The 25,779-nt window shown below is 64.7% G+C and carries 25 protein-coding genes; 11 read left to right on the top strand and 14 right to left on the bottom strand.

The window, feature by feature from the left end; genetic code table 11:
• Nucleotides 1-100: 100 nt before the first annotated feature.
• From era to rpoE, 8 genes are all read right to left on the bottom strand, one after another.
• Nucleotides 101-1,003, bottom strand: a complete 903-nt coding sequence (gene era / locus ACI2KK_RS05440) for a GTPase Era (RefSeq protein WP_028690122.1) — start codon at nucleotides 1,001-1,003, stop codon at nucleotides 101-103.
• On the bottom strand, nucleotides 996-1,685 hold the full coding sequence (gene rnc / locus ACI2KK_RS05435; RefSeq protein ID WP_404668167.1) for a ribonuclease III: 690 nt from the start codon (nucleotides 1,683-1,685) through the stop codon (nucleotides 996-998). Before rnc ends, era begins: the two co-directional genes overlap by 8 nt.
• A gap of 158 nt (nucleotides 1,686-1,843) precedes the next feature.
• On the bottom strand, nucleotides 1,844-2,698 hold the full coding sequence (lepB, locus tag ACI2KK_RS05430) for a signal peptidase I (RefSeq protein WP_217842048.1): 855 nt from the start codon (nucleotides 2,696-2,698) through the stop codon (nucleotides 1,844-1,846).
• 5 nt (nucleotides 2,699-2,703) lie between these two features.
• Complete coding sequence (lepA, locus tag ACI2KK_RS05425; RefSeq protein WP_024717450.1) at nucleotides 2,704-4,503, bottom strand: translation elongation factor 4; 1,800 nt, start codon at nucleotides 4,501-4,503, stop codon at nucleotides 2,704-2,706.
• Nucleotides 4,504-4,775: 272 nt separating this feature from the next.
• A complete protein-coding gene (locus ACI2KK_RS05420) occupies nucleotides 4,776-6,176 on the bottom strand; it encodes a DegQ family serine endoprotease (RefSeq protein WP_404668222.1) in 1,401 nt (466 codons plus the stop codon).
• 199 nt (nucleotides 6,177-6,375) lie between these two features.
• Nucleotides 6,376-7,341: a MucB/RseB C-terminal domain-containing protein gene (locus tag ACI2KK_RS05415; protein ID WP_404668166.1), complete on the bottom strand. Its 966-nt coding sequence runs from the start codon at nucleotides 7,339-7,341 to the stop codon at nucleotides 6,376-6,378.
• Between the two features lie 11 nt (nucleotides 7,342-7,352).
• Complete coding sequence (locus ACI2KK_RS05410) at nucleotides 7,353-7,943, bottom strand: sigma-E factor negative regulatory protein (RefSeq protein WP_404668165.1); 591 nt, start codon at nucleotides 7,941-7,943, stop codon at nucleotides 7,353-7,355.
• A 31-nt stretch (nucleotides 7,944-7,974) separates the two neighbouring features.
• On the bottom strand, nucleotides 7,975-8,556 hold the full coding sequence (gene rpoE / locus ACI2KK_RS05405; RefSeq protein ID WP_008094990.1) for an RNA polymerase sigma factor RpoE: 582 nt from the start codon (nucleotides 8,554-8,556) through the stop codon (nucleotides 7,975-7,977).
• A 437-nt stretch (nucleotides 8,557-8,993) separates the two neighbouring features.
• Here rpoE and nadB point away from each other — a divergent pair, with 437 nt between their 5' ends.
• Nucleotides 8,994-10,598, top strand: a complete 1,605-nt coding sequence (gene nadB, locus ACI2KK_RS05400; protein ID WP_404668164.1) for an L-aspartate oxidase — start codon at nucleotides 8,994-8,996, stop codon at nucleotides 10,596-10,598.
• A gap of 98 nt (nucleotides 10,599-10,696) precedes the next feature.
• Here nadB and ACI2KK_RS05395 read toward each other — a convergent pair whose 3' ends face one another.
• Both ACI2KK_RS05395 and ACI2KK_RS05390 read right to left on the bottom strand, forming a co-directional pair.
• Nucleotides 10,697-11,155, bottom strand: a complete 459-nt coding sequence (locus ACI2KK_RS05395) for a protein YgfX (protein ID WP_404668163.1) — start codon at nucleotides 11,153-11,155, stop codon at nucleotides 10,697-10,699.
• Nucleotides 11,139-11,393 carry a succinate dehydrogenase assembly factor 2 gene (locus ACI2KK_RS05390; protein ID WP_217842042.1) on the bottom strand — a complete coding sequence of 85 codons (255 nt, stop codon included), beginning with the start codon at nucleotides 11,391-11,393 and terminating at the stop codon, nucleotides 11,139-11,141. The genes ACI2KK_RS05395 and ACI2KK_RS05390 overlap by 17 nt, the downstream gene beginning before the upstream one ends.
• Before the next feature lie 134 nt (nucleotides 11,394-11,527).
• Between ACI2KK_RS05390 and ACI2KK_RS05385 the strand changes: the two genes are divergently transcribed.
• Together ACI2KK_RS05385 and ACI2KK_RS05380 are read left to right on the top strand one after the other, a co-directional pair.
• Nucleotides 11,528-12,469, top strand: coding sequence for a YgfZ/GcvT domain-containing protein (locus ACI2KK_RS05385; RefSeq protein WP_404668162.1), 942 nt, complete (start codon nucleotides 11,528-11,530; stop codon nucleotides 12,467-12,469).
• Nucleotides 12,470-12,524: 55 nt separating this feature from the next.
• A complete protein-coding gene (locus ACI2KK_RS05380; RefSeq protein ID WP_404668161.1) occupies nucleotides 12,525-13,334 on the top strand; it encodes an HDOD domain-containing protein in 810 nt (269 codons plus the stop codon).
• A gap of 125 nt (nucleotides 13,335-13,459) precedes the next feature.
• On the opposite strand, the gene ACI2KK_RS05375 is transcribed toward ACI2KK_RS05380, so the two are convergent.
• Nucleotides 13,460-14,839 (bottom strand): sensor histidine kinase, encoded by a 1,380-nt coding sequence (locus tag ACI2KK_RS05375; RefSeq protein WP_404668160.1) that lies wholly within the window; start codon nucleotides 14,837-14,839, stop codon nucleotides 13,460-13,462.
• Entirely contained in the window at nucleotides 14,832-15,503 is a 672-nt protein-coding gene (locus ACI2KK_RS05370) for a response regulator (RefSeq protein ID WP_404668159.1), read from the bottom strand. Before ACI2KK_RS05370 ends, ACI2KK_RS05375 begins: the two co-directional genes overlap by 8 nt.
• A 199-nt stretch (nucleotides 15,504-15,702) precedes the next feature.
• On the opposite strand from ACI2KK_RS05370, the gene ACI2KK_RS05365 reads away from it, so the two are divergent.
• The 5 genes from ACI2KK_RS05365 to ACI2KK_RS05345 all read left to right on the top strand — a co-directional run bounded on the left by ACI2KK_RS05365 (nucleotide 15,703) and on the right by ACI2KK_RS05345 (nucleotide 21,191).
• Nucleotides 15,703-16,992: an OprD family porin gene (locus ACI2KK_RS05365; protein WP_404668158.1), complete on the top strand. Its 1,290-nt coding sequence runs from the start codon at nucleotides 15,703-15,705 to the stop codon at nucleotides 16,990-16,992.
• Nucleotides 16,993-17,036: 44 nt separating this feature from the next.
• A complete protein-coding gene (locus ACI2KK_RS05360) occupies nucleotides 17,037-18,017 on the top strand; it encodes a tripartite tricarboxylate transporter substrate binding protein (protein WP_217842036.1) in 981 nt (326 codons plus the stop codon).
• A gap of 176 nt (nucleotides 18,018-18,193) precedes the next feature.
• Complete coding sequence (locus ACI2KK_RS05355; RefSeq protein WP_404668157.1) at nucleotides 18,194-18,652, top strand: tripartite tricarboxylate transporter TctB family protein; 459 nt, start codon at nucleotides 18,194-18,196, stop codon at nucleotides 18,650-18,652.
• Nucleotides 18,653-18,655: 3 nt separating this feature from the next.
• Complete coding sequence (locus ACI2KK_RS05350; protein ID WP_404668156.1) at nucleotides 18,656-20,170, top strand: tripartite tricarboxylate transporter permease; 1,515 nt, start codon at nucleotides 18,656-18,658, stop codon at nucleotides 20,168-20,170.
• Nucleotides 20,163-21,191, top strand: a complete 1,029-nt coding sequence (locus tag ACI2KK_RS05345) for an AbrB family transcriptional regulator (RefSeq protein ID WP_404668155.1) — start codon at nucleotides 20,163-20,165, stop codon at nucleotides 21,189-21,191. The genes ACI2KK_RS05350 and ACI2KK_RS05345 overlap by 8 nt, the downstream gene beginning before the upstream one ends.
• An 84-nt stretch (nucleotides 21,192-21,275) precedes the next feature.
• Here the strand turns inward: ACI2KK_RS05345 and ung are convergent, their stop codons facing one another.
• A complete protein-coding gene (gene ung, locus ACI2KK_RS05340; protein ID WP_404668154.1) occupies nucleotides 21,276-21,968 on the bottom strand; it encodes a uracil-DNA glycosylase in 693 nt (230 codons plus the stop codon).
• 128 nt (nucleotides 21,969-22,096) lie between these two features.
• Here ung and ACI2KK_RS05335 point away from each other — a divergent pair, with 128 nt between their 5' ends.
• Nucleotides 22,097-23,203: an enoyl-CoA hydratase/isomerase family protein gene (locus ACI2KK_RS05335; protein WP_404668153.1), complete on the top strand. Its 1,107-nt coding sequence runs from the start codon at nucleotides 22,097-22,099 to the stop codon at nucleotides 23,201-23,203.
• A 174-nt stretch (nucleotides 23,204-23,377) separates the two neighbouring features.
• Here ACI2KK_RS05335 and ACI2KK_RS05330 read toward each other — a convergent pair whose 3' ends face one another.
• Nucleotides 23,378-23,845 (bottom strand): hypothetical protein, encoded by a 468-nt coding sequence (locus ACI2KK_RS05330; RefSeq protein WP_404668152.1) that lies wholly within the window; start codon nucleotides 23,843-23,845, stop codon nucleotides 23,378-23,380.
• A gap of 212 nt (nucleotides 23,846-24,057) precedes the next feature.
• Between ACI2KK_RS05330 and ACI2KK_RS05325 the strand changes: the two genes are divergently transcribed.
• Both ACI2KK_RS05325 and ACI2KK_RS05320 read left to right on the top strand, forming a co-directional pair.
• On the top strand, nucleotides 24,058-25,548 hold the full coding sequence (locus tag ACI2KK_RS05325) for a diguanylate cyclase (RefSeq protein WP_404668151.1): 1,491 nt from the start codon (nucleotides 24,058-24,060) through the stop codon (nucleotides 25,546-25,548).
• On the top strand, nucleotides 25,541-25,762 hold the full coding sequence (locus ACI2KK_RS05320) for a cysteine-rich CWC family protein (protein ID WP_404668150.1): 222 nt from the start codon (nucleotides 25,541-25,543) through the stop codon (nucleotides 25,760-25,762). The genes ACI2KK_RS05325 and ACI2KK_RS05320 overlap by 8 nt, the downstream gene beginning before the upstream one ends.
• The last annotated feature ends 17 nt before the right edge of the window (nucleotides 25,763-25,779 follow it).

Here is a 25,779-nt window from a genome sequence, read left to right as displayed (position 1 = left end):
ATCACTCAATGCCAGAAATGCTTGTGGGAGCGGGCTTGCCCCGCGATCGCCATCGCGGGGCAAGCCCGCTCCCACAAGAGATACGGGGCAAGCCTGACAGTTACAGGTCGCCGTAACCCAGCGAACGCAAGGCGCGTTCGTCGTCGGACCAGCCGCCCTTGACCTTGACCCACAGGTTGAGCATGACCTTGGAGTCGAACAGCACTTCCATGTCCTTGCGCGCCTCGGAGCCGATGCGCTTGATGCGCTCGCCCTTGTCGCCAATGATGATCTTCTTCTGGCCGTCGCGTTCCACCAGGATCAGCGCATGGATGTGCAGCACATGGCCCTGCTGCTTGAACTCTTCGATTTCCACGGTGATCTGGTACGGCAGCTCCGCACCCAGCTGGCGCATGATCTTCTCGCGTACCAGTTCGGCGGCCAGGAAGCGGCTGCTGCGGTCGGTGATCTGGTCTTCGGGGAAGAAGTGCTCGTTTTCCGGCAGGTGCTTGGCGATCTGCGCTTCCAGCGCCTCGAGGTTATGCCCCTGCTGCGCGGAAATCGGCATCACTTCGGCGTTGGGCAGTTGCTCCTGCAGCCACTGCAGGTGCGGGATCAGCTCGGCCTTCTCTTCCATGCGGTCGGTCTTGTTGACCGCGATGATCAGCGGGCCGGTGACGTACTGCACGCGCTCCAGCACCAGTTGGTCCTCGTCGGTCCACTTGGTGCGGTCGACCACGAAGATCACCACATCGACGTCTTTGAGCGCCGCCGAGGCGTTGCGGTTCATGTAGCGGTTCAGGGCCTTGTCGTTGGCCTTGTGCATGCCGGGGGTATCGACGTAGATCGCCTGCACGTCACCCTCGGTCTTGATGCCGAGCATGTTGTGGCGGGTGGTCTGCGGCTTGCGCGAGGTGATCGCGAGCTTTTGCCCGAGGATGTGGTTGAGCAGCGTGGACTTGCCCACGTTCGGGCGACCGACGATGGCTACATAGCCACAGCGGGTCGAAGTGTTCTCAGTCATTGCCATTCTCCACGCCCAGGGCGATCAATGCAGCGGCGGCGGCGACCTGTTCGGCGATACGCCGGCTCACGCCCTGGCCACGGCTCTTGTTGTTCAGCAGCACCACTTCGCATTCGACGAAGAAGGTCCGGCAGTGCGGTTCGCCCTGGATGTCCACCACTTCGTAGCGTGGCAGTTCGCAGGCACGGGACTGCAGGAATTCCTGCAGGCGGGTTTTCGGGTCCTTGTTGGTGTCTACCAGGGTGAGGCCGTCGAACTCGTCGGCCAGCCAGGCGAGGATCCGCTCGCGGGCGGTCTGCATGTCGGCGTCCTGGTAGATCGCGCCAATCAGGCCCTCAAGGGCGTCAGCGAGAATCGACTCACGGCGAAAACCGCCGCTCTTGAGCTCGCCCGAGCCAAGGCGCAGGTATTCACCCAAATCGAAGCCACGGGCCAGGCGGGCCAGGGTCTCGCCCTTGACCAGGCGTGCGCGCAGGCGCGACAGCTGGCCTTCGCGGGCCTGAGGGAAGCGCTCGAACAGCGCTTCGCCGGCCACGAAGTTGAGAATGGCGTCACCGAGGAATTCCAGGCGCTCGTTGTTGCGCCCGGCATAGCTGCGGTGAGTCAGGGCCAGCAGCATCAGCTCCTGGTTCTTGAAGGTGTAGCCGAGCTTGCGCTCCAGGCGGTCGAGAGAGGCGCTCATCGGGCCACTCCAGCGGTGTTCAACGGGTTATTCAAATCAACATCCTGAAAGACGGTTTGGCTGTGCTCGTCGTGCAAACGGCGAGAACTCGGTCCTTGAGAACACAAGCCTATGTCAGAAATGCAATCGGCGCTGTCCGCAGACAGCGCCGTCGATGCTCAGTGGATCAGGCCGACCCGCGACAGGTTCGGCAAGTGGCTCAGTTTTGGTTCCGGCCAGCTCATCCATACCGCGAAGGCCTTGCCGACGATGTTCCGGTCCGGAACCATGCCGTGCAGTTCTTTCGGGATGTTCGGGTCATCCCAGTAGCGGCTGTCGTTGGAGTTGTCGCGGTTGTCGCCCATCATGAAGTAATGCCCTGCCGGCACGGTCCATTGCTGGTCCGGCGGCATGCGGTAACGGGTCATTTCCTTGCGGATCAGGTGCTCGGCCTCGCCCAGTTTCTCCTTGTACAGCTGAGCGCTGCCCAAGGTGCCCGGCTCGCTGCCGACCAGCTGTTCAGCGACCGGCTGGCCATTGACGAACAGGCGCTTGTCATTGGTGTAGCTGATCTGGTCGCCCGGCAGGCCGACCACACGCTTGATGTAGTTGACGTTCGGGTCGCTCGGGTAGCGGAACACCATCACATCGCCGCGTTGCGGGTCACCCACTTCGATGACCTTCTTGTCGATCACCGGCAGGCGAATGCCGTAGGAGAACTTGTTCACCAGGATGAAGTCGCCCACTTCGAGGGTCGGCTTCATCGACCCCGAAGGGATCTGGAACGGCTCGACCAGGAACGAGCGCAGCACCAGCACGATGAACAGTACCGGGAAGAACGACTTGCCGTACTCCACCAGCAATGGTTCCTTGTTCAGCCGCTCCACCACGGCCATTTCTGGCTGGGTGACGCTGCCCTGGTAGGTGGCGATCGCCGCCCGCCGGCGCGGGGCCAGGAACAGCAGGTCGATCAGGCCCAACAGGCCACAGACGGCTACGGCAATGACGAGCAACAGCGGGAAATTTAGCGACATAGGACCTAGCTATCCAACCTGAGCACGGCGAGGAAGGCTTCCTGTGGAATCTCCACGTTACCCACCTGTTTCATGCGTTTCTTACCGGCCTTCTGCTTCTCGAGCAGCTTTTTCTTACGGCTGACGTCGCCACCGTAGCATTTGGCCAGTACGTTCTTTCTGAGCGCCTTGACGGTTGTCCGCGCGATGATCTGGCCGCCGATGGCTGCCTGGATCGCCACGTCGAACATCTGGCGAGGGATCAGTTCCTTCATCTTCTCGGTCAACGCGCGGCCTTTGTAGGCGGCGTTGTCACGGTGCACGATCAGTGCCAGGGCATCGACCTTGTCACCGTTGATCAGCACGTCCAGCTTGACCAGGTTGGCCGACTGGTAGCGATCGAAATGATAGTCCAGCGAAGCGTAGCCGCGGCTGGTGGACTTGAGGCGGTCGAAGAAGTCCAGCACCACCTCGTTCATCGGCATGTCATAGCGCACTTGCACCTGGCTGCCGAGGAACTGCATGTCGCGCTGCACACCGCGTTTTTCGATGCACAGGGTGATGACGTTGCCCAGGTGTTCCTGGGGCACGAGGATGGTGGCGGTGACGATCGGCTCGCGGAAATCGGTGACCGACGAGACGTCCGGCAGCTTCGACGGGTTGTCGACGATGATGGTTTCGCCGGTTTTCAGCTCCAGCTCGTAGATTACGCTTGGTGCGGTGGTGATCAGGTCCAGGTCGTATTCGCGCTCCAGGCGCTCCTGGATGATCTCCATGTGCAGCATGCCGAGGAAGCCGCAACGGAAGCCGAAGCCCAGTGCATCGGAGCTTTCCGGCATGTACTGCAGCGACGAGTCGTTGAGGGTCAGCTTTTGCAGCGCGTCGCGGAAGTCTTCGAAGTCGTCGGAGCTGACCGGGAACAGGCCGGCGTAGACCTGCGGCTGGATTTTCTTGAAGCCGGCCAGCACTTCGACCTCAGGGGTCGAGGACAGGGTCAGGGTGTCACCTACCGGCGCGCCGTGAATGTCCTTGATGCTGGCGATGATGAAGCCCACTTCACCGGCTTTCAGGTCGGCGGTTTGCGTGTGTTTCGGGGTGAACACGCCGACGCTGTCGACCAGGTGCACCTTGCCGGTGGACTTGACCAGGATCTTGTCGCCTTTCTTGACCCGGCCCTGGCGCACGCGCACCAGCGAGACCACGCCCAGGTAGTTGTCGAACCAGGAGTCGATGATCAGCGCCTGCAACGGCGCGTCGATTTCGCCTTCAGGGGCGGGGATGGTGTGCACCAGGCGCTCGAGCACTTCGTCCACGCCCATGCCGCTCTTGGCGCTGCAGGCCACGGCGTCGGTGGCGTCGATGCCGATGATCTTCTCGATCTCGTCCTTGACGCGGTCCGGGTCGGCCTGGGGCAGGTCCATCTTGTTCAGCACCGGCATGACTTCCAGGCCCTGCTCGATGGCGGTGTAGCAGTTGGCTACCGACTGGGCTTCGACGCCCTGGCCTGCATCGACCACCAGCAAGGCACCCTCGCACGCCGCCAGCGAACGCGAAACTTCATAGGTGAAGTCGACGTGGCCGGGGGTATCGATGAAGTTCAGCTGGTAGGTTTTGCCGTCCTGCGCCTTGTAGTGCAGGGTGACGCTGTGGGCCTTGATGGTGATCCCGCGCTCGCGCTCCAGGTCCATGGAGTCGAGGACCTGGGCCTCCATTTCGCGCGCCGACAGGCCACCGCACATCTGGATGAAACGGTCGGCCAGCGTCGACTTGCCATGGTCGATGTGGGCGATGATGGAGAAATTGCGGATATGACTCAAATCACTCACGGGTCAACACTCGAAAAGGCTGCGAGCCGGACGCCCGCCGAAAAATAGCCGGGAATTGTACCTCAAGCCGCAGGGATATGGGAGATTCCTCTATCGGCTGCTCTACATCCCTTGTGGGAGCGGGCTTGCCCCGCGATGAGGCCCGACCAGGCCCCCGTACTGCCTGATCAGGCCTCATCGCGGGGCAAGCCCGCTCCCACGTAGAGCTTTGTGATATTGACTGCTACGTAAAAGGGCAGCCGAAGCTGCCCTTTTCCTACTTTGTAATCAGCTTATTCAGCCAACTTGAAGGTGATGAAGCTGGCACGGCCCTGACGCAGTACACGCATCGACACCGAACGGTTCTTCGGCAGGCCCTTGGCAATTTCGGTGAATTCCTTGGCCGAGCCGATGGCCTGGTTGTTCAGGTGGCTGATGACATCACCCGGGCGCAGGCCGATCAGCGCTGCCGGGCCGTCCTGCACTTCCTTGATGACCACGCCGCCCTTGAGCTCCAGCGACTTCTTCTGTTCGGCGCTGAGGTCAGCCACCGAAACGCCCAGGCGGTTGCTGCTGCGCTCGGCGCTGCCTTCGCCACCGGTGCCGATGTCGGCATCGTCATCCGGCATGGCCCCCACGGTCACATCGAGGGTCTGGGGCTTGCCATCACGAATGATTTCCAGCTTGGCCTTCTCGCCGTCTTTCAGGCTGCCAACCAGGTGCGGCAGATCAGCCGACATGACGATCGGCTTGCCGTTCATGCTGAGGATCACGTCGCCCACCTTGAGCCCACCCTTGGCGGCCGGGCCGTTCTCCAGCACCTGGGCTACCAGCGCACCGGCCGGCTTGTCCAGGCCGAAGGATTCAGCGAGGTCCTTGTTGACCTCCTGGATGACCACGCCCAGCCAGCCGCGGCTGACCTTGCCGTCTTTCTTCAACTGGTTGGAGACATCGATGGCGACGTCGATCGGGATGGCGAAGGACAGGCCCATGAAGCCGCCGGAACGGGTGAAGATCTGTGAGTTGATACCCACCACCTCGCCCTTCATGTTGAACAGCGGGCCACCGGAGTTACCCGGGTTGATGGCCACGTCGGTCTGGATGAACGGCACGTAGGTGTCGTTGGGCAGGGTGCGGCCCTTGGCGCTGACGATACCTTTGGTCACCGAATGGTCGAAACCGAACGGCGAACCGATGGCCAGCACCCACTCACCCACCTTGAGCTTCTCGGAATCGCCCAATTTGACGATCGGCAGGTTCTTGCCCTCGACCTTGAGCAGGGCCACGTCGGTGCGCGGGTCAGTGCCCACCAGCTTGGCTTGCAGCTCGCTGCGGTCGGACAGGCGCACGATGATCTCGTCGGCGTCAGCAACCACGTGGTTGTTGGTCAGCACGTAACCATCGCTGGAAATGATGAACCCCGAGCCCAACGACTGCGCCTCACGCTGGCGGTCGCCACGGGGCGAACGCGGCTGCTGCGGCATGTTGCGCTCGAAGAACTCGCGGAACATCGGCGGCAGGCCTTCGAGGTCGGGCATCTGCCCAGCGGCGACGCGGCGGTCCGGCAGCTTCTGCTTGGTACTGATGTTGACCACGGCCGGCGAGGCCTGCTCGACCAGGGTGGTGAAGTCGGGCAGCGACTCCTCGGCCTGGGCGGTGAGCACCTGGCCGAGCATCAGCACGGCGGCGAACATCGATAGGTAGGTTTTCAAGCGTGGTATTGACATACGGCTCCCGTCACAACGAGCGTAGTTAGCAGTAAGGCCCTGCAAACGCAGGAAAGGCCAGACTCCGAGAAGCCTGACCTATAGAAAATTTGCGGCTGGATTGCAAATGACAATGCGTTAATTTCATGTCAGCACTGTGTAACAGAAGCTGTCAGGAAGACCACCGTCATTGACTGGCCTGGGCATCCTGGGCCCGCATCGACAGCGCCACGCGCTCGGCAGTGCCCAGCGGAATCTCGCCGACCACAGTGACCATCACCTTGCCCTTGGGCGTGGTGAGGTGGCGCGAAACCGCGACGGTTGGGCCAAGCTGGGCGCGGGTATCGGTGCCCGCCCCTTCGCTGACAGGCTCAAGGAACACCGAGAAACGCGCCAGGCCATCGTCGTACATCAGGCTGCTGACCGTGCTCTTGCGCTCGGGGTCACGGCGCACGCTGCTGTTGATCAGCTCGAAACCCGGCGGCAGCCAGTCGGAGCGCCAACCGGCAACGGCTTCGGCAGTGGTGGCCGCCACCGGCTCAACCGGCTTGCACGCGGCGCTGCCGGCCAAATCGGCATCGGTGAGGGTGTCGTCGGTGTCCAGGCGGGTCATCTGGAAGCGCTCGAGCAACTGCCCCTTGTCGTTGAGCATCAACGAGCGCAGCGGCAGGCCGGTCTGGCGGTCCAGGTGCAATTCGAAGGCGTAGCGGTGCTGATCGCGCGGGCGCAGGGTGACGATCACCGCATCACGCCCGGCGACGCGGGACTTCCCCGCGACGCTCAGGTCGTACCAGCTCATCAGCTTGAGGGGGTCGAGCACGCGCGCAGCAGAATCGGGCGGGGTGCCCACTCCGCTGACCAAGGCGCCGCTGACGCATTGCACCTTGCCATCCACACGCACGATTTCCTGGGCCGCGCCATCGAGCTGCAATAGCCGTTCGCTGACCTTGCCGGCCTGGACGCGATGCCAGATATCGTGGCTGGAAAAGCTGCCATTGCGTTCGTAGACGAACGAACCCTGGTAGCTCTGCGCTTGTTCGGCCCGGGCCAGCTTGTTCAGCCACTCACTCGCCTCGGGCGAGGAGTTGGCGGCCAGGGCCTGCACTGCCAGGCTGCTGCCAAGCAGCAGCGACAGAAGAGGGAGCGCGCGCATGATCCTCCTTACTAGCGGTTTTCCAGGCTGGCGGCGCGAGCGTAAGGCAAGGCGGTTTCAGTGCCCTTGAGCGCGGATTCCTGAGCGTGCTGGCGCAGGTAGTCCGGCAGACGCTTGTCCCAACCGGCCTGGTTTTGCAGCACACCGTTGGCCATCGGGCCGGTAGCCTGCTCGCTGACTTCACTATAGCCTGCCAGTACGGCCGGGCCTTGTGCCTGTGGCACGCTCAGGCCTTGCTGTACGGGCTGCTGGGCAGCCAGTTCCGCACCGGTGATTTCGTCCTGGTTGTAGAAGCGCACGCCCGCCAGCACGGCAACGGTCACCGAAGCGGCCACGGCCAGGCGGCCGATGCTGCGCCACGGGCCCTGCTTGACCTTGGCCGGCACGGCCTCGTCGGCCAGCGCCGCAGAGACTGCCGAGGCAATATCCAGCTTGGGCAGCAGCAGTTCCTTGTGCATGGCTGCACGGGCTACCTGGTAACGCGACCAGGTGGCACGGGTTTCGGCATCGTCGACGGCATTCAATACCCGACGCAGTTCCAGTTCGTCCGCTTCGTTATCCATTACCGCGGACAGCGATTCCTGCAAAGCTTCACGACTCATGGCGGTTCCTCTCTTGGCTGTCGCCGCTGTCTCAGGTGTCCTGCAACAGAGGTTGCAGGGCTTTATCTATGGCCTCCCGAGCGCGGAAGATTCGAGAGCGCACGGTACCCACCGGGCATTGCATGACACTGGCAATGTCCTCGTAACTCAGACCATCAAACTCACGCAGCGTCAGGGCCGTACGCAAATCTTCCGGCAGTTGCTGGATGGTGCGATGGACAGTGCCTTCGATTTCATCCCGCAACAACGAGCGTTCTGGGGACTCGAGATCCTTGAGACCATGATCGCCGTCGTAAAACTCCGCATCCTCGGAGCTCACATCGCTGTCTGGCGGCCGTCTTCCACGGGACACCAGATAGTTCTTCGCCGTGTTGATGGCGATGCGGTACAGCCAGGTATAAAAAGCACTGTCACCGCGGAAATTCCCGAGCGCCCGGTAAGCCTTGATGAAGGCTTCCTGCGCCACGTCCTGCGCTTCATGGGTGTCGTGTACGAAACGCACGATCAACCCGAGAATCTTGTGCTGATACTTCAGCACCAACAGATCGAACGCTCGCCTGTCGCCGCGCTGCACGCGCTCGACAAGCTGCTGATCCTCTTCCTGGGTTAGCATGAACACTCCTCAGTAAGCTCGAAGGAGCGTTGCGATTGCCATCGTTCAGGCTTGCAACCATAGACTCGGGCTTTGCGCAAAAGTTCTCCCCCTCCAAGCAAGTTTCCTGCGGCCCTTGGTCGGCTCGCACGAAAGTCGCAGCGCGGTCACGGCCGGCTGCGTCGATAATCAGGTTTCGTTACACAGGTGCCAGCCCAAGATAGAGCTGCCGCCCTGCGTCGCCGCGGCAAAATGTGGCGTGCGGGCAGCCTTCATAGGATTTCCGCGGGTGTAGGAAAGTTCCCAAGAAGATCGCCAGCGGCACGCAAGCGCCATTGGAAATCAGGCACCTATGGCTGCTATAAAGGCATCCCGGCCCGATTTCACGATAGTTTCACAATGCCATCTGCGCTCGACTATTGTGCCGCGCCCCCTCCAAAGATTACTAGTGCCCCGACATGAGCCAACAATTCCAACATGATGTCCTGGTGATCGGCAGCGGTGCCGCTGGCCTGAGCCTGGCACTGAACCTTCCCGGCCACCTGCGCATTGCCGTGCTGAGCAAGGGCGACCTGGCCAACGGCTCGACCTTCTGGGCCCAGGGCGGCGTCGCGGCGGTGCTCGACGACACCGACACCGTGCAGTCCCATGTCGAGGATACCCTCAACGCCGGCGGCGGCCTGTGCGACGAAGACGCCGTGCGTTTCACCGTCGAGCACAGCCGCGAAGCCATCCAATGGCTGATCGAGCAGGGCGTGCCGTTCACCCGCGACGAGCACTACAGCGTCGATGACGGCGGCTTCGAGTTCCACCTCACCCGTGAGGGCGGCCATAGCCACCGGCGCATCATCCATGCCGCCGATGCCACCGGCGCGGCGATCTTCACCACCTTGCTGGAGCAGGCCCGCAAACGCCCCAACATCCAGTTGCTGGAACAGCGCGTGGCGGTCGACCTGATCACCGAGCGCCGCCTGGGCCTTGCCGGCGAACGCTGCCTGGGCGCCTACGTGCTGGACCGCAACAGCGGCGAAGTCGACACCTTCGGTGCGCGTTTCACCGTGCTGGCGACCGGCGGTGCGGCCAAGGTCTACCTCTATACCAGCAACCCCGACGGGGCCTGCGGCGACGGCATCGCCATGGCCTGGCGCGCCGGCTGCCGGGTGGCCAACCTTGAGTTCAACCAGTTCCACCCCACCTGCCTGTACCACCCCCAGGCCAAGAGTTTCCTGATCACCGAGGCCCTGCGCGGCGAAGGCGCCCTGCTGCGCCTGCCCAACGGCGAGCGCTTCATGCCGCGCTTCGACCCGCGCGAAGAACTGGCCCCGCGGGACATCGTCGCCCGCGCCATCGACCACGAGATGAAACGCCTGGGCGTGGACTGCGTGTACCTGGACATCACCCACAAGCCGGCCGACTTCATCAAGAGCCACTTCCCCACGGTGTACGAACGCTGCCTGGGCTTTGGCATCGACATCACCCGCCAACCCATCCCGGTGGTGCCGGCCGCCCACTACACCTGCGGCGGCGTGATGGTCGACGACCGCGGCCATACCGATGTGCCCGGCCTGTACGCTATCGGCGAAACCAGCTGCACCGGCCTGCACGGCGCCAACCGCATGGCCAGCAACTCGCTGCTCGAATGCTTCGTCTATGGCCGCGCCGCCGCAGCCGACATCGAGGCGCACCTGGGCCAGGTCAGCATGCCGCGCGCCCTGCCCTGCTGGGATGCCAGCCAGGTCACCGACTCGGACGAGGACGTGATCATCGCCCACAACTGGGATGAGCTGCGCCGGTTCATGTGGGACTACGTGGGCATCGTGCGCACCAGCAAGCGCCTGCAGCGCGCCGAGCACCGGGTGCGCATGCTGCTGGACGAGATCGACGAGTTCTACAGCAACTATAAAGTCAGCCGCGACCTGATCGAGCTGCGCAACCTGGCTCAGGTGGCCGAGCTGATGATCCGTTCGGCGATGCAGCGCAAGGAGAGCCGCGGGCTGCACTACACCCTGGATTACCCGGGCATGTTGCCGGAGGCGGTGGATACCGTTCTCAGCCCCCTGTAAGAGCCGGCTTGCCGGCGATAGGGCCGGGTCGGCTGGCACCGGCATTGCCGGTGATCGCCGGCAAGCCGGCTCCTACAGAAGGTCACCTGCAACGCAGGCTATTGCCCGCAAGCCTGCGCCCAGCGCCGCCGGCTGAACTTCAGCCTCACCCGCAGCCGCCTGTGCTGCTCATGCTCCAGCGCATCCCGCGCCACGCACTGCCCTTGCGCCCACCAGCGCCCCTGGCGCACGAACCTCAGCACCACCAGCCCAGGTAACGCCACGCTGTCCCGGCACAGGCGCACCGGCTGCCAGCCCTGGGCCTGGCTGAACAGCTGCCAGCCGCGCGCGTCGCGGCGCAGCCCGGTTATGGCACTTGGGTGGGTCAGCAGGATTCGACGGGGAATGGCCCAACAGGCGTGGGCAAGGCAAGCCACCAGCAATAGCAGGCGCAACCAGAAAGGGATGGAGATGACAGCCAGGGTGACGATTGCCGCCACCCAACTCGCGACATAGGCCGTCAGCAGCAGGCGTGAGCCCTGCCAACGGCATTCGAAACGGTCACTTGGGCTGGACACGGTCCAGGATGATGCGAACCATGCGCTGCAGCTCGGCGTCTTCCGATTCGTTGCGCTCCATGAACCAGCCGAACATGTCCTGGTCTTCACAGGTCAGCAGGCGACGGTACAGCTCGCGGTCTTCTTCGCTCAGGGTCGGGTAGACCTCCTGGGTGAAAGGCACCAGCAGCACGTCGAGCTCCAGCATGCCGCGGCGGCTGTGCCAGAAAAGCCGGTTGAGTTCAGTTTGTTCGACCATGGGGCCCTCCTCGAATGGTCGCGCAGTATACCGCGCACCGAGCGAAGCGACACCGGGCGTTGGTCTAGTCACCTACCTATTTTGTTACCGGCGTTCTATGATGGCCGCCAGTCTTTAAGCCACCGCGATGACCCATGGCCGATTCCGCTTTCTTCTGCACGCTCACCCACGAGGGTGTCCTCGCTGTCCGCGGCTCCGATGCCGGCAAGTTCCTGCAAGGCCAGCTGACCTGCAATATCAACTACCTCAGCGATGACCACGCGAGCCTTGGCGCCCGCTGCATGGTCAAGGGCCGCATGCAGTCGAGCTTCCGTATTCTGCCCGAAGGCAACGGCTACCTGCTGGCCATGGCCGGCGAGCTGCTCGAGGCGCAACTGGCCGACCTTAAAAAGTACGCCGTATTCTCCAAGGCCACCCTCAGCGACGACAGCGCCGCCTGGGTGCGCTTCGGCCTGCAGCACGGCGACGCCGCACTCCAGGCCCTGGGCCTGGCTCTATCGGATGCCACCGGAGCGACCGTTCGTCATGAAGGCCTGATCGCCATCCGCGCAAGTGTCGGCCGTGCCGAGCTGTGGGCACCTGCCACGCAAGCCGATGCCGTGCGCGAACAACTCGCCGCCACGCTGGCCGAAGGCACGCTCAATGACTGGCTGCTGGGGCAGGTGCGCGCCGGTATCGGTCAAGTCATGGGCCCCACCCGCGAACTATTCATCCCGCAGATGATCAACCTGCAGGCGGTTGACGGCGTGAGCTTCAAGAAAGGCTGCTACACCGGCCAGGAAATCGTCGCGCGCATGCAGTACCTGGGCAAGCTCAAGCGCCGCCAGTACCGCCTGGCGCTCAATCAGGCCGAACTGCCGGCGCCGGGTGCCGAGATCTTTTCGCCCACCCACGGCTCGTCGGTCGGCGAGGTGGTGATTGCCGCCAGCACCGGCCACAACATCGAGCTGCTGGCAGTGCTCAGCGCCGATGCCGTGGCCGATGACAACCTGCACCTGGGCAGCCTGGAAGGCCCGCGCCTGACGCTGCTCGACCTGCCATACGAACTGGACCGCGACCGGGAAATCCAACGCTGACCAACCCGCCCCGCCAACACTGCGGGGCCGCACCACCTTTGCGGTAGAGAAGTCCATGAACAAGCTGGCCGAGATGGTCCAAGCACAATTGCTGGCAGCCATCGACAACGACGACCTGGTGCTGCCGACCCTGCCAGAGGTAGCGCTGAGCATTCGCGAGGCCGCCGAGGACAGCGAGATCAGCGTATCGGCCCTGAGCAAGGTGATCGGCCGCGACGCCGCCCTCTCGGCGCGCCTGATCAAGGTGGTCAACAGCCCGCTGCTGCGCGCCGCCGTCGAAGTCACCGACCTGCACACCGCCATCACCCGCTTGGGGATCAACTACAGCTGCAACCTGGCCATCGGCCTGGTGATCGAGCAGATCTTCCATGCCCGGGCCCCGGCGGTGGAGAACAAATTACGTGATATCTGGGCCAACAGCCTGGAAGTGGCCGGCATCAGCTATGAACTGTGCCGGCGCTACACCCCTGAATTGAAGCCCGACCAGGCCACCCTGGGCGGGCTGGTCCACCAGATCGGCGCACTGCCGGTGCTGATCTACGCCGAAGAGCACAACGAGCTGCTCTCGGACCCGGTGTGCCTGCACTATGTGATCGAACAGATCCAGCCGGTGCTGGGTGACAAGATCCTGTCGTCGTGGGAGTTCCCCGAACAACTGGTGAAGCTGCCGAGCCAGGTACAGGACCTGGACCGGCGCACCGACAAAGTCGACTACATCGATGTGGTGCAGATTGCCAAGTGCGTGAGCCAGCGGGGCCGCAGCCGGCCATTGGCGGCGTTGCCGGCGTATCGGCACCTCGGGCTGCCGTACGGCACCGAGCTTGAGATCGGCGAGTTGCTGGAAGCGCGCAACATGTTGCGCTGAGCCTAGGCCCGCGCTTTACCTGTAGGAGCCGGCTTGCCGGCGATAGGGCCAGGCCTGCAAACAAACCTGTGTGCCAGGGCTGCCGGCCTCATCGCTGGCAAGCCAGCTCCTACAGGGATACAGGCTTAATCCGCAATAAAGCTCACCCGCACCTTCAACCCGCCCTTCTCGCCATCATGCAGGCTGATCTGCGCCAGATGTGCCCGGCAGATTTCGCCAACGATGGCCAAGCCCAAGCCACTGCCCTGCACACTGCGCCGGTAAAACCGCTCGAACACCCGCTCGCGCTCATCTTCAGGGATTCCGGGGCCATCATCCTCGACCTCCAGCACCGCCGGCGCCAGCACACGCAAGATCACATCGCCCCCAGCGGGAGTGTGCGCCAAGGCGTTGTCCACCAGGTTGCTGAGCAGTTCGTTGAGCAAGGTCGGCTCACCCTTGAGCCACACCGGCGCCTCGGCCTCCAGCGCCAGGGACACACCCCGGGCATGGGCCAGCGGCGCCATGGCCATGCCCAGCTCGCGGGCCAGCTGGCTCAGGTCCAGGCGCTGGGCGCCGCCCTCGGCGATGGCCCGGGCGCCGTTCTCGACCCGCGCCAGCGACAGCAACTGGTTGGCCAGGTGGGTCAGACGGTCGGTGCCTTGGGCCGCAGATTCAAGGGTTTGGCGCCACTCGTCCGCCTCCTTCGAGCGCAGCCCCAGCTCGACCCGCGCCTTGAGCGCCGCCAGCGGCGTGCGCAGTTCGTGGGCGGCATCGGCGATGAACTGCGCCTGGCGCTCGAACTGCCCGCGCAGCCGCTCGGTAAAGTGGTTCAGGGCGCGCACCAGCGGCCCCAGCTCGCGCTGCACCTGCACCACCGGCAAGGCCCGCAGGTCGTCGGGCTGGCGCTCCTCCACGGCGCTGCGCAGGCGCTCCAGCGGGCGTAGCGCGGCACTCACGGCAAACCACACCAGCACCAACGCACCAAGCGCCAGCATCCCTAAACGCAGCAAGGTATCGGCCATCAGGCTGCGGGCCATGCGCACCCGCGCTTCTTCGGTTTCGGCCACGCGAATTTCGGCCATGCCGTTCATGTTCGGCTCGCTGACCGCCTTGAGCAGGCTGACCACGCGCACGTCCTGGCCCAGGTAGGTGCCGTTGTAAAACCGCGCCAGGGCCGGGTAGTCGTCCGTGCGCGGGGTACCTGACGGCGGCGGCGGCAGGTGCTCGTAGCCGGAAATCAGCTTCTGGTTGATGTCCAGCACCTGGTAGTAGATGCGCCCGGCGCTGTCGTAGGCGAAGGTGTCCAGGGCCACGTAGGGCACATCGGCGCTGAGGGTGCCGTCACGCTGCGACAGGCCGGCGGCGATGGTCCGCGCCGAGGCCAGCAGGGTGCGGTCGTAGGCGGTGTCGGCGGCTTCGCGGCCGTTCCAGTAGGCACTCAGGCCGCTGGCCAGCATCAGCACCACCAGCAGCAGCGCCAGGTTGCCCAACAGGCGCCCGCGCAGGCTGCCGTTGTCACGCATCGCGGTGCTCGAGCAGGTAACCCAGGCCGCGGAAGGTGACGATGCCTACCGGCTGGCCGTCGAGCTTCTTGCGCAGGCGGTGGATGTAGATCTCGATGGCGTCAGGGCTGGCCTCTTCGTCCAGGCCGAACACCTGGGCGGCCAACTGCTCCTTGCTCATTACCCGGCCCGGCCGGGCGATCAGCGCTTCGAGCACACTCTGTTCGCGCTGGGTCAGGGTCAGCGGTTCGTCGCCCAGGCTGAAACGCCGGGTGTCCAGGTCGTAAACCAATGGCCCGCAGCGCTGCTGACGCTCGCCGCCGAGCACGCTGCGGCGCAGCAGCGCCTTGACCCGCGCCTCCAGCTCGCTCAGTTCGAACGGCTTGGCCAGGTAATCGTCGGCACCGAGGTTGAGCCCGTGCACCCGGTCCTTCACATCGCTGCGCGCGGTCAGCATCAAGACCGGCAGGGTCTTGCCGCGCCCGCGCAAACGCGCCAGCACCTCGAACCCGTCCAGCCTCGGCAAGCCGACATCAAGCACGGCCACGGCGTAGTCCTCGCTGGCCAAGGCCAGGTCGGCGGCCACGCCGTCATGCAAAACATCCACGGTCAGGCCTTGGCTCTTGAGGGCCTGGGCCACGCTTTCGGCCAGTTGCAGATGGTCTTCGACCAGCAGCACACGCATCGGATTCTCCCTGCTCGGGTGGGGCGGTGGCGCGGAGTGTACCGCTGCCGGGCGGCCTGTGAAGCCCCTTGTAACAAACCTTTCGCGCTGAAAGGTTAGCGAAAGGTTCGTTACCTAGCATCGCACCACGGTCGCGCCACGCGCCGAAAAAAGCACCAGCAAGGTGCAACGAATAAGAACAATAAACGGAGTCATCCCGATGCTGTCATCGCAGCCTCAGGCGTTCGCGCCTACCCGTTCCCTGTCCGCACGCCCGTCCGCCATTGCCAGCGCCCTCGCGCTTGCCGGTGTCGCCCCGCTGAGCCAGGCCGCCTTCTTCGAAGACAGCACGGCCACCTTCGAAACCCGCAACATGTACTTCAACCGCGACTTCCGCGACGGCACCAGCGCGCAGCAATCCAAGCGCGACGAATGGGCCCAGGGTTTCATGCTCAACTTCGAGTCCGGCTACACCGACGGCACCGTGGGCTTTGGCCTGGACGCGCTGGGCATGATGGGCATCAAGCTCGACTCCAGCCCCGACCGCACCGACACCGGCCTGCTGCCCACCCATGACGATGGCCGGGCCGCCAACGAGTATTCCAAGCTCGGCCTGACCGGCAAGGTGAAGATTTCCAAGACCGAATTGAAGATCGGCACCCTGATCCCCGAACTGCCGACCCTGCAGCCCAACGACGGGCGCATCCTGCCGCAAACCTTCGAAGGCGGCCTGCTCACCTCCCAGGAAATCAAGGGCCTGACCTTCACCGGCGGGCGACTGGACCACGCCAAGGACCGCAACGACAGCAACTGGGAAGAGCTGGCCCTGAACAACAAGAACGGCCGCTTCGGTGGCAGTTTCAGCGCCGACAACCTGAGCCTGGCCGGCCTTGACTACAAGTTCACCGACCGCATCACCGGCAGCTACCACTTCGCCCAGCTTGACGACATCTACCGCCAGCACTTCATCGGCATGCTCGCTACCCAGCCCTGGGGCCCGGGCACCTTCGGCGCCGACCTGCGCCTGGCGATCAGCGACGAGGCAGGCTCTGCAAAAGCCGGGCGCATCGACAACACCACCTTCAGCAGCATGTTCAGCTACGGCCTGGGCGGGCACAAACTCAGCGCCGGCTGGCAGCAACTGAGCGGCGACAGCGCCTTCCCCTATGTCGATGGCGCCGACCCGTACCTGGTCAACTTCGTCCAGATCAACGACTTCGCCGGTGCCGACGAGCGCTCCTGGCAGGCGCGCTACGACTACAACTTCGCAGCCCTGGGCGTACCCGGCCTGACCTTCATGACCCGCTACATCAACGGCGACAACGTCAGCCGCGCCGCCGGTGGCGAGGGCAAGGAGTGGGAACGCAACACCGAACTGAAGTACGTGGTACAAAGCGGCCCGTTGAAAAACGTCGCCGTGCGCCTGCGCAACGCCACCTTCCGCTCCAACTTCGCCCGCGATGCCGACGAAGTGCGGCTGCTGGTGAGCTACAGCGTAGCCCTCTGGTAAGCCACTCGCGCCACCCATAACAACAATGCTCACGGAGACCGACAATGACCTTTTCACTGCGCCGCCTCGCCCTCGCCACCGGCTGCCTGCTGCTGGCCGGCAACGCCCTGGCCGCCGAACCCAAACGCCCTGAATGCATCGCCCCGGCCTCGCCCGGCGGCGGTTTCGACCTGACCTGCAAGCTGGTGCAAAGCGCCCTGGTGCAGGAAAAGATCCTCAGCAAGCCGATGCGCGTCACCTACATGCCAGGCGGCGTGGGTGCGGTCGCCTACAACGCCGTGGTCGCCCAGCGCCCGGGCGATGCCGGCACCCTGGTAGCCTGGTCCAGCGGCTCGCTGCTGAACCTGGCCCAGGGCAAGTTCGGCCGCTTCGACGAAAACGCGGTCAAGTGGCTGGCAGCGGTCGGCACCAGCTACGGCGCCATCGCGGTGAAGAGCGATTCGCCCTACAAGACCCTCGACGACCTGGTCGCGGCGCTGAAAAAAGACCCGAGCAAGGTGGTGATCGGCTCCGGCGGCACCGTCGGCAGCCAGGACTGGATGCAGACCGCCCTGATTGCCAAGGCCGCCGGCATCAACCCGCGCGACCTGCGCTACGTAGCCCTGGAAGGCGGCGGCGAGATCGCCACCGCACTGCTGGGCGGGCACATCCAGGTCGGCTCCACCGACATTTCCGACTCCATGCCGCACATCCAGAGCGGCAACATGCGCATCCTCGCGGTGTTCTCGGAAAAGCGCCTGGACGAGCCGGAGATGAAAGACATCCCCACCGCCAAGGAGCAGGGCTACGACATCGTCTGGCCGGTGGTCCGCGGTTTCTACCTGGGGCCGAAGGTCAGCGACGAGGACTACGCCTGGTGGAAGGCCTCGTTCGACAAGATGCTGGCCTCGGAAGATTTCGCCAAGCTGCGTGACCAGCGCGAGCTGTTCCCGTTCGCCATGACCGGTGAAGAGCTGGACGGCTACGTGAAAAAACAGGTGGCTGACTACAAGGCCCTGGCTCGGGAATTCGGGTTGATTCAGTAAGCCTTCCGCGCCGCTCTTTGTAGGAGCGGCCTTGTGTCGCGAAAGGGGCGCGAAGCGGCCCCAGGGTTGCAGCTTCGCAGCGTCAACTGCCGGGGCTGCTTCGCAGCCCTTTCGCGACACCAGGCCGCTCCTACACAGGGACCGCGTCATGTCGATGAACCATGAGGATTTCTTCAATGATCCTGCAACGTATCTTCGCCCTGGTCCTGCTGGCCGTCTGCGCCGCCCTGGCGGTGATGGCCTGGCCTTACCAGGCCGCGTTTTCCTATGAACCGGTGGGCCCGCGCGCCTACCCGTTGCTGATGCTCGGGCTGATGGGCCTGGGCCTGCTGTACCTGGCCATCCGCCCCACGCCCATCGTGCGCAAGGACGATGAGCCGGAGCTGGACCGCGAAACTTTGATCAAGATCGCCGCCTGCGTGGGCCTGCTGATCGTCTTCGCCGCCACCTTCGAAGCGCTGGGCTTCATCCTCAGCGCGATCCTCGTCGGCCTGCCCATGGCACGCCTGTACGGCGGGCGCTGGTTGCACTCCGCCATCGTCGTGGTGGGCATGAGCATCTTCCTCTACTGGCTGTTCGACCGCGTGATGGACGTGCCCCTGCCCCTTGGCCTGCTGAGCGTACTGGAGAACTGACACATGGATACCTTTAGCTACCTCGGCCAGGGCTTCGGCGTCGCCCTGAGCCCCTACAACCTGGTCACCGCCCTGTGCGGCACCCTGATCGGCACCGTGGTCGGCCTGCTGCCAGGCCTGGGCCCGATCAACGGCGTGGCCCTGCTGATCCCCATCGCCTTCGCCCTGGGCCTGCCGCCGGAGTCGGCGCTGATCCTGCTGGCCGCGGTGTACCTGGGCTGCGAATACGGCGGGCGAATCAGCTCGATCCTGCTGAACATCCCCGGTGAAGCCTCCACCGTGATGACCACCCTCGACGGCTACCCCATGGCCCGCCAGGGCCTGGCCGGCGTTGCCCTGTCGCTGTCGGCGTGGAGCTCGTTCATCGGCGCCTTCATCGCCACCTGCGGCATGGTGCTGTTCGCCCCGCTACTGGCGAAATGGGCGATTGCCTTCGGCCCGGCGGAATACTTCGTGCTGATGGTGTTCGCCATCGTCGCCCTCGGCGGCATGGCCGGCGACAAGCCGCTGAAAACCTTCATTGCCGCGCTGATCGGGCTGTTCCTGTCGGCAGTCGGCATCGACGCCAACAGCGGCGTGTACCGCTTCACCGGCGACAGCGTGCACCTGGCCGACGGTATCCAGTTCGTGGTGCTGGTGCTGGGCCTGTTCTCCATCAGCGAAATCCTCCTGCTGCTGGAAAAGACCCACCATGGCCACATGGCAGTCAAGGCCACCGGGCGCATGCTGTTCAACTTCAAGGAAGCGGCTTCGGTGTTCGCGGTGAACATCCGTTGCGGCCTGCTGGGCTTCTTCATGGGCGTGCTGCCCGGTGCCGGCGCAACCCTGGCAAGCGCCGTAGCCTACATGACCGAAAAACGCATGGCCGGCGAAAAGGGCAAGTTCGGCAAGGGCGATGCCCGTGGCCTGGCTGCGCCTGAAACCGCCATCGGCGCCTCCTGCTGCGGCGCCCTGGTGCCGATGCTGACCCTCGGCGTACCCGGTTCGGGCACCACTGCAGTGATGATCGGTGCACTGACCCTGTACAACATCACCCCCGGCCCGCTGCTGTTCGAACAGCAACCAGACATCGTCTGGGGCCTGATTGCCTCGCTGTTCATCGCCAATATCATGCTGGTGATCCTGAACATCCCGATGATCCGCATCTTCACCCGCATTCTCGCCGTGCCGAACTGGGCGCTGGTGCCGGTGATCGCCATCATCACCGCAATCGGCGTGTACGCCGTGCATGCCACCACCTTCGACCTGTTCCTGATGGTCGGCATCGGCATCATGGGCTACATCCTGCGCAAGCTGGACTTCCCGCTGTCGCCGATCCTGCTGGGCTTCATCCTCGGCGGGCTGATGGAGCAGAACCTGCGCCGCGCGCTGTCGATCTCCAACGGCGAGCTGGGCATTCTCTGGGCGAGCCCGATCAGCATGGGCGTGTGGGCCCTGGTGGTGTGCATGCTGAGCCTGCCGCTGCTGCGCATCTGGCGCAAACGTGCCCAGCAGCGCCGGGCCCTGGCCGATGCCTGATCGGTCGTTGCCCCTGTTCTGGGCCACCGGGCTGGTCGGCCTGGCCGGCGGCTTTGCCGCCAGCCAGGTCGGCTGGCCTTTGCCATGGATGGTCGGCTCGCTGCTGGCGATCATCCTGGTGCGCTGCCTCACGCCCTGGCAGCTCAGTGAAATCCCCAATGGCCGCAAGTGCGGGCAATGGATCATCGGCATCGGCATCGGCCTGCACTTCACCCCGGCGGTGATCGAGCAGGTGGCCAGCCACTTCGCGCTGATCTTCTTCGGCGCACTGTTCACCACGCTTTCCAGCGTGATCAGCGTGTGGCTGCTGCGGCGCACCGGCGAGGACCGCGCCACGGCGTTCTTCGCCAGCATGCCGGGCGGCTCGGGCGAGATGGTCAACCTGGGCGCACGCAACGGCGCGGTACTCAGCCAGGTGGCGGCAGCGCAAAGCCTGCGGGTACTGGCGGTGGTGCTGTGCGTGCCGGCGCTGTTCAAGCTGCTGCTGGGTGATGGCGTGCCGCTGAACCATGCCGGTAGCGTGAGCTGGGGCTGGCTGGCACTGATCGCCCCGCTGGGCGTGGCGGTGGCGTTGCTCTGGCAGCGTTTGCGCCAACCCAACCCCTGGCTGTTCGGCCCGCTGCTGGTGGCGGCCAGCATAAGCCTGGCCGGCAACCTGCAGATCGGCCTGCCCGACGGCGCCAGCCAGATCGGCCAGTGGCTGATCGGCAGCGGCCTGGCCTGCCACTTCAACCGTGCGTTCTTCCGCCGCGCGCCGTCCTTCCTCGGCCGCACCCTGCTGGCCACCGCGCTGTGCATGCTGATTGCCGCCGCAGCAGCCTGGGCGCTGAGCCTGCTCACCCACCTGGACCTGCGTTCGCTGACCCTGGGCATGATGCCCGGCGGTATTGCCGAGATGAGCCTGACGGCGGAGACCCTGCAACTGTCGGTGCCGCTGGTGACCGCACTGCAGGTGATGCGCTTGCTGTTCGTGCTGTTTCTGGCCGAGCCGTTCTTCAGGCGCTGGAACGCCAGCTCGTAATATTGCGTCGCCTTCTTGCGGGTACTGCACTGCTCTCAAGGCATGTGCAGTACCTTGTAGGAGCCGGCTTGCCGGCGATAGGGCCTACAAGGCCGGCACCGCCCAGTTAATCGGCGCGATCCCACGCTGCTCCAAGAAGCCATTGGCCCGGCTGAAATGCCCGCAACCGAAGAACCCGCGATAAGCCGACAACGGCGACGGGTGCACGGATTTGAGCACCAGGTGCTTGCTTGCGTCGATCAGCTTCTGCTTGCTCTGGGCATGGGCGCCCCACAGCAGAAACACCACGTTCGGGCACTGCTCGCTGACCACCTGGATGACCCGGTCGGTGAAGAACTCCCAGCCCTTCTTGGCATGGGACGCTGCATTGGCACGCTCCACGGTCATGGTGGTGTTGAGCATCAACACGCCTTGGTCGGCCCAGCTTTGCAGGTAACCGTGGCTTGGGATCGGCAGGTTGAGGTCGCGCTGCAGCTCTTTATAGATGTTCACCAGCGACGGCGGCGTGGGCACCCCCGGCTGCACCGAGAAGCACAGGCCGTGGGCCTGGCCCGGGCCGTGGTACGGGTCCTGGCCGAGAATGACCACCTTTACCTGCTCGAGCGGCGTGGAATTCAAGGCGTTGAAGATCATCGGCCCCGGCGGGTAGATCTCCTTGCCGGCGGCATACTCGCCACGCAGGAACTCGCGCAGTTGGTGCATGTAAGGCTGGTCGAACTCGGCGCGCAGGGCGGCCTTCCAGCTGGGTTCGAGCTTGATGCGGTCGTCGTCGGTCATGGGGCGGTCCGGAAACAAAGTGGCGCGACACTAGGAAAGCTGGGCCGGCTTGTCAATCGAGGCGACCGGCGACCGGCAGCTTTGCCGGCGCCGGCCATACTGGTGGGACGACTTGCGCGAGGTAGTCCATGTCCATTCATTGCGAGGTACTCACCGGCGCCGACGGCGCCCGCATCGGCATCGCCAGCCTGGATGCCCCCAAGGCGCTCAACGCCCTGACCCTGCCCATGATCGAGCAGCTCGACCAGCAGCTCGACGCCTGGGCCCGCGACCCCGGCATCGTCTGCGTACTGCTGCGCGGCAACGGCGCCAAGGCTTTTTGCGCCGGCGGCGATGTACGCGCCCTGGCCCAGGCCTGCCGCGAACAACCCGGCAGCGTGCCGGCGCTGGCGGCCAGCTTCTTTGCCAGCGAATACCGCCTCGACCACCGCCTGCACACCTACCGCAAGCCCCTGCTGTGCTGGGGCCATGGCCATGTGCTGGGTGGCGGCATGGGGCTGTTGCAGGGCGCAGCAATCCGCATCGTCACCCCCAGCAGCCGGCTGGCGATGCCGGAGATCAGCATCGGCCTGTACCCGGACGTCGGCGCCAGCTGGTTCCTCGCCCGCCTGCCCGGCAAGCTCGGGCTGTTCCTCGGGCTGACCGGCGCCCCCATCAACGCCCGCGACGCCCTCGATCTTGGGTTGGCCGACCGTTTTCTGGGCGAGCAGCAACAGGAAGCCCTGATCGATGAGCTGCTGCAGCTGAACTGGCAGGAGCAGACCGCACTGCAACTCAACAGCCTGCTCAAGGCCGAGCAGCACCGCGCCTGGGCCGAGCTGCCCGAAGGGCAGTGGCTGGCGCGGCGCGCAATCATCGACGAGATGCTGGACGTGGCCGACCCGATGGCAGCCTGGCGCGCCCTCAGCGGCCTGGCCCGGCATGCCGACCCGTTGCTGGCCGATGCCGGCAAGCGCCTGCACGAAGGCTGCCCGCTGACTGCGCATTTGGTATGGGAGCAGATTCACCGGGCCCGGCACCTGTCGTTGGCGCAGGTGTTCCAGATGGAATACACCCTGAGCCTGAACTGCTGCCGTCACCCTGAGTTCAGCGAGGGCGTGCGCGCCCGGTTGCTGGACAAGGACAACGCCCCACACTGGCACTGGCCGGACGTGGCGCAGGTGCCGGCTGCGGTGGTGCAGGCGCATTTCAGCAAGGTGTGGGACGGGCGGCACCCGCTGGCCGATCTGGGTTGAAAGCATCGCGGGGCAAGCCCGCTCCCACGGAACTGCGCATGACTTGCTGATTCAATGGGAGCCTGTGGGAGCGGCTTCAGCCGCGAACACCGGCAGAGCCGGTGCCATCCACCGCGCCGCCTGCTTCGCGGCTAAAGCCGCTCCCACAGGGTATGAGCTGTGCACACATTGCATTCAACGCTGCCAGTTGCGGTCCCCGCCCCGCCCGTTGCCGGGGCCACGGTTCTGGTTGCCCTGCCCGTTGGAATGCCAGCGATCACCCTGGCTATTTCCCCGGTTGTTGTTGCGATAGTCGTTGCGATCCCGGTCACGCCCATAGTCATAGCGCTGGCGGTTGCCGTAGTCATGCCGCGGGTTGCCCTGCCACTGCGCCGGCCTGCCCGGGGGCGGGCCCGGGCGGTAATGCGGGGCAGGCTCCGGCCGGTAATAGCGCGGTGCAGGTTGGTAGTAGCGCGGCGCGGGCTGGTAGTAGTAACGCGGTTGCGGCGCCACGTAATAGCGGTCCTGGCGGTAATAGCCTGGGTACACGTAGCGGTCGCTGGTGTAATAGTCGCTGCGGTAATAGCCGTCGCTCTCGTAGTAAGGCGCGCAGGCAGAGGTCAAAAGCCCCAGCAGGACAATGATCAGAATTCGTGGGTACATGGCGGCCTCCTGGACCGCTGGGGTGCCCGGGTCAGCGGCGCTGACAGGCATCGGCGGAAATGCGATCACCGACACCAGATAAGACATCCGAGCCAGGGTTCAGTGCCATTTCGGCAACAATTTGAAACAGCTCGTATAACCCTGAAAAACATGCAGTCATTTCCCGGTCATCTCACTAGAATGTGACCTCTGGCACATGTCACGGGACGATCATGCCCTCGCCTTCCGCCCTGTTTTCGCAACGCTCGCTGATCTTCACCCTGCTGCTGTTGCTGGCCAGCGGCTTTTTGGCCACTTCGCTGCTGAGCTACTACGCCTCGCGCGGGGCGATCCGCGACGGCATCGTCAACACCGAGCTGCCACTGACCTCCGACACGGTGTATTCGGAGATCCAGAAAGACCTGATCCGCCCGGTGCAGATCTCGGCGATGATGGCGCAGAACACTTTCCTGCGTGACTGGGTGCTGGCCGGCGAGCAGAACCCGGAACGCATCACCCGCTACCTCGGCGAGGTGATGGACACCCAGAACACCTGCACCAGCTTTTTCGTCTCCGACCGCACCCTCACCTACTACCAGGCCAAGGGCGTGCTCAAGCAGGTCAAGCCCGACGCCTGGCGCGATGCCTGGTACTTTCGCCTGCGCAACCTGCAGCAGCCCTACGAAATCAACGTCGACCTGGACATGGCCAACCAGGACAAGCTCACCGTGTTCATCAACCACCAGGTGCTCGACTACCAGCAGCGCTTCATCGGCGCGGTGGGCGTGGGCCTGAGCGTGGAATCGGTGGTCAGGCTGATCGATGACTACCAGCGGCGTTACCAGCGGGCAGTACTGTTCACCGACAGCCAGGGCAAGATCGTGCTGACCGGCACCGGCGGCGGCCCCCACGGCCTGCGTGCTGGCCAGCAACTGGCCGACAGCGACCAGTGGCAGGACCTGCTGAGCCGCCTGCCGACGCCGACCGCCGGCAGCCATGAATACAAGGACAGCGAGGGCCATGCGCATTTTCTCAACGTGCGCCTGCTGCCGGAGCTTGACTGGTACCTGCTGGTGGACAAGCGCGAAACCGAAGCCCTGGACCGTATTCGCCAGTCGCTGTACCTGAACCTGGCCATCTGCACCATGATCACCCTGGTGGTGCTGTCGCTGCTGGGTGCCATGGTCAGGCGCCACCAGGCCAACGCCGAAGCGCTGGCCACCCTGGACAGCCTCACCGGCCTGCCCAACCGCCGCAGCTTCGACCTGCTGGCCGGCCAGGCGCTGATCGAGGCCCAGCGCGACAACGCGCCACTGGTGGCCCTGCTGATCGACCTCGACCACTTCAAGGCGCTCAACGACACCCACGGCCACCTGGCCGGCGACGAAGTGCTGCGCCAGTTCGCCAATGTGCTGCAGGGCAGCTTGCGCCAGTCCGATATACTCTGCCGCTGGGGCGGTGAGGAGTTCATCGTGCTGCTGCGTGAAACCGAGGGCCGCCAGGCCATCGAAGTGGCCGAGAAGATCCGCCGGCGCACCGAACAGCTGATTTTCAGCTACGCCGACCAGCCGCTGCGCCTGACCGTCAGCATCGGCCTGTCGGGCCTGCAACGCGGCGACTCGCTGCACGCCCTGCTGACCCGCGCCGACCACGCGCTGTACCGCGCCAAACAAAGCGGACGCAACCGCGTCTGCAGCGAAACACCCGGAACCGAGCATGCCTGATACCACCCTCTGCCCCGCCTGCGGTGCCACCAACCAGTGCGGCCTGGCCGACCCACGCACGGCCGCGCGCGGCTGCTGGTGCTTCGAGGTGAGCATCGACCCGGCAGTGCTCGAAGCCCTGCCCGCCGAGCTGCGCGACAAGGCCTGCCTGTGCCCGCGCTGCGCCCAGGTGGACGAGCAGCTCAAGGCAGCGCAGCGGCCGGCAATCCGCTAGACTGCGCGCCGATTCCT

Source organism: Pseudomonas sp. NPDC089406, assembly GCF_044900265.1.
In the GTDB taxonomy this organism is placed as follows: Bacteria; Pseudomonadota; Gammaproteobacteria; order Pseudomonadales; family Pseudomonadaceae; genus Aquipseudomonas; species Aquipseudomonas fakonensis.
Note: the sequence above shows the minus strand (reverse complement) of the source record. Positions and strands in the feature narration are given on the sequence as shown.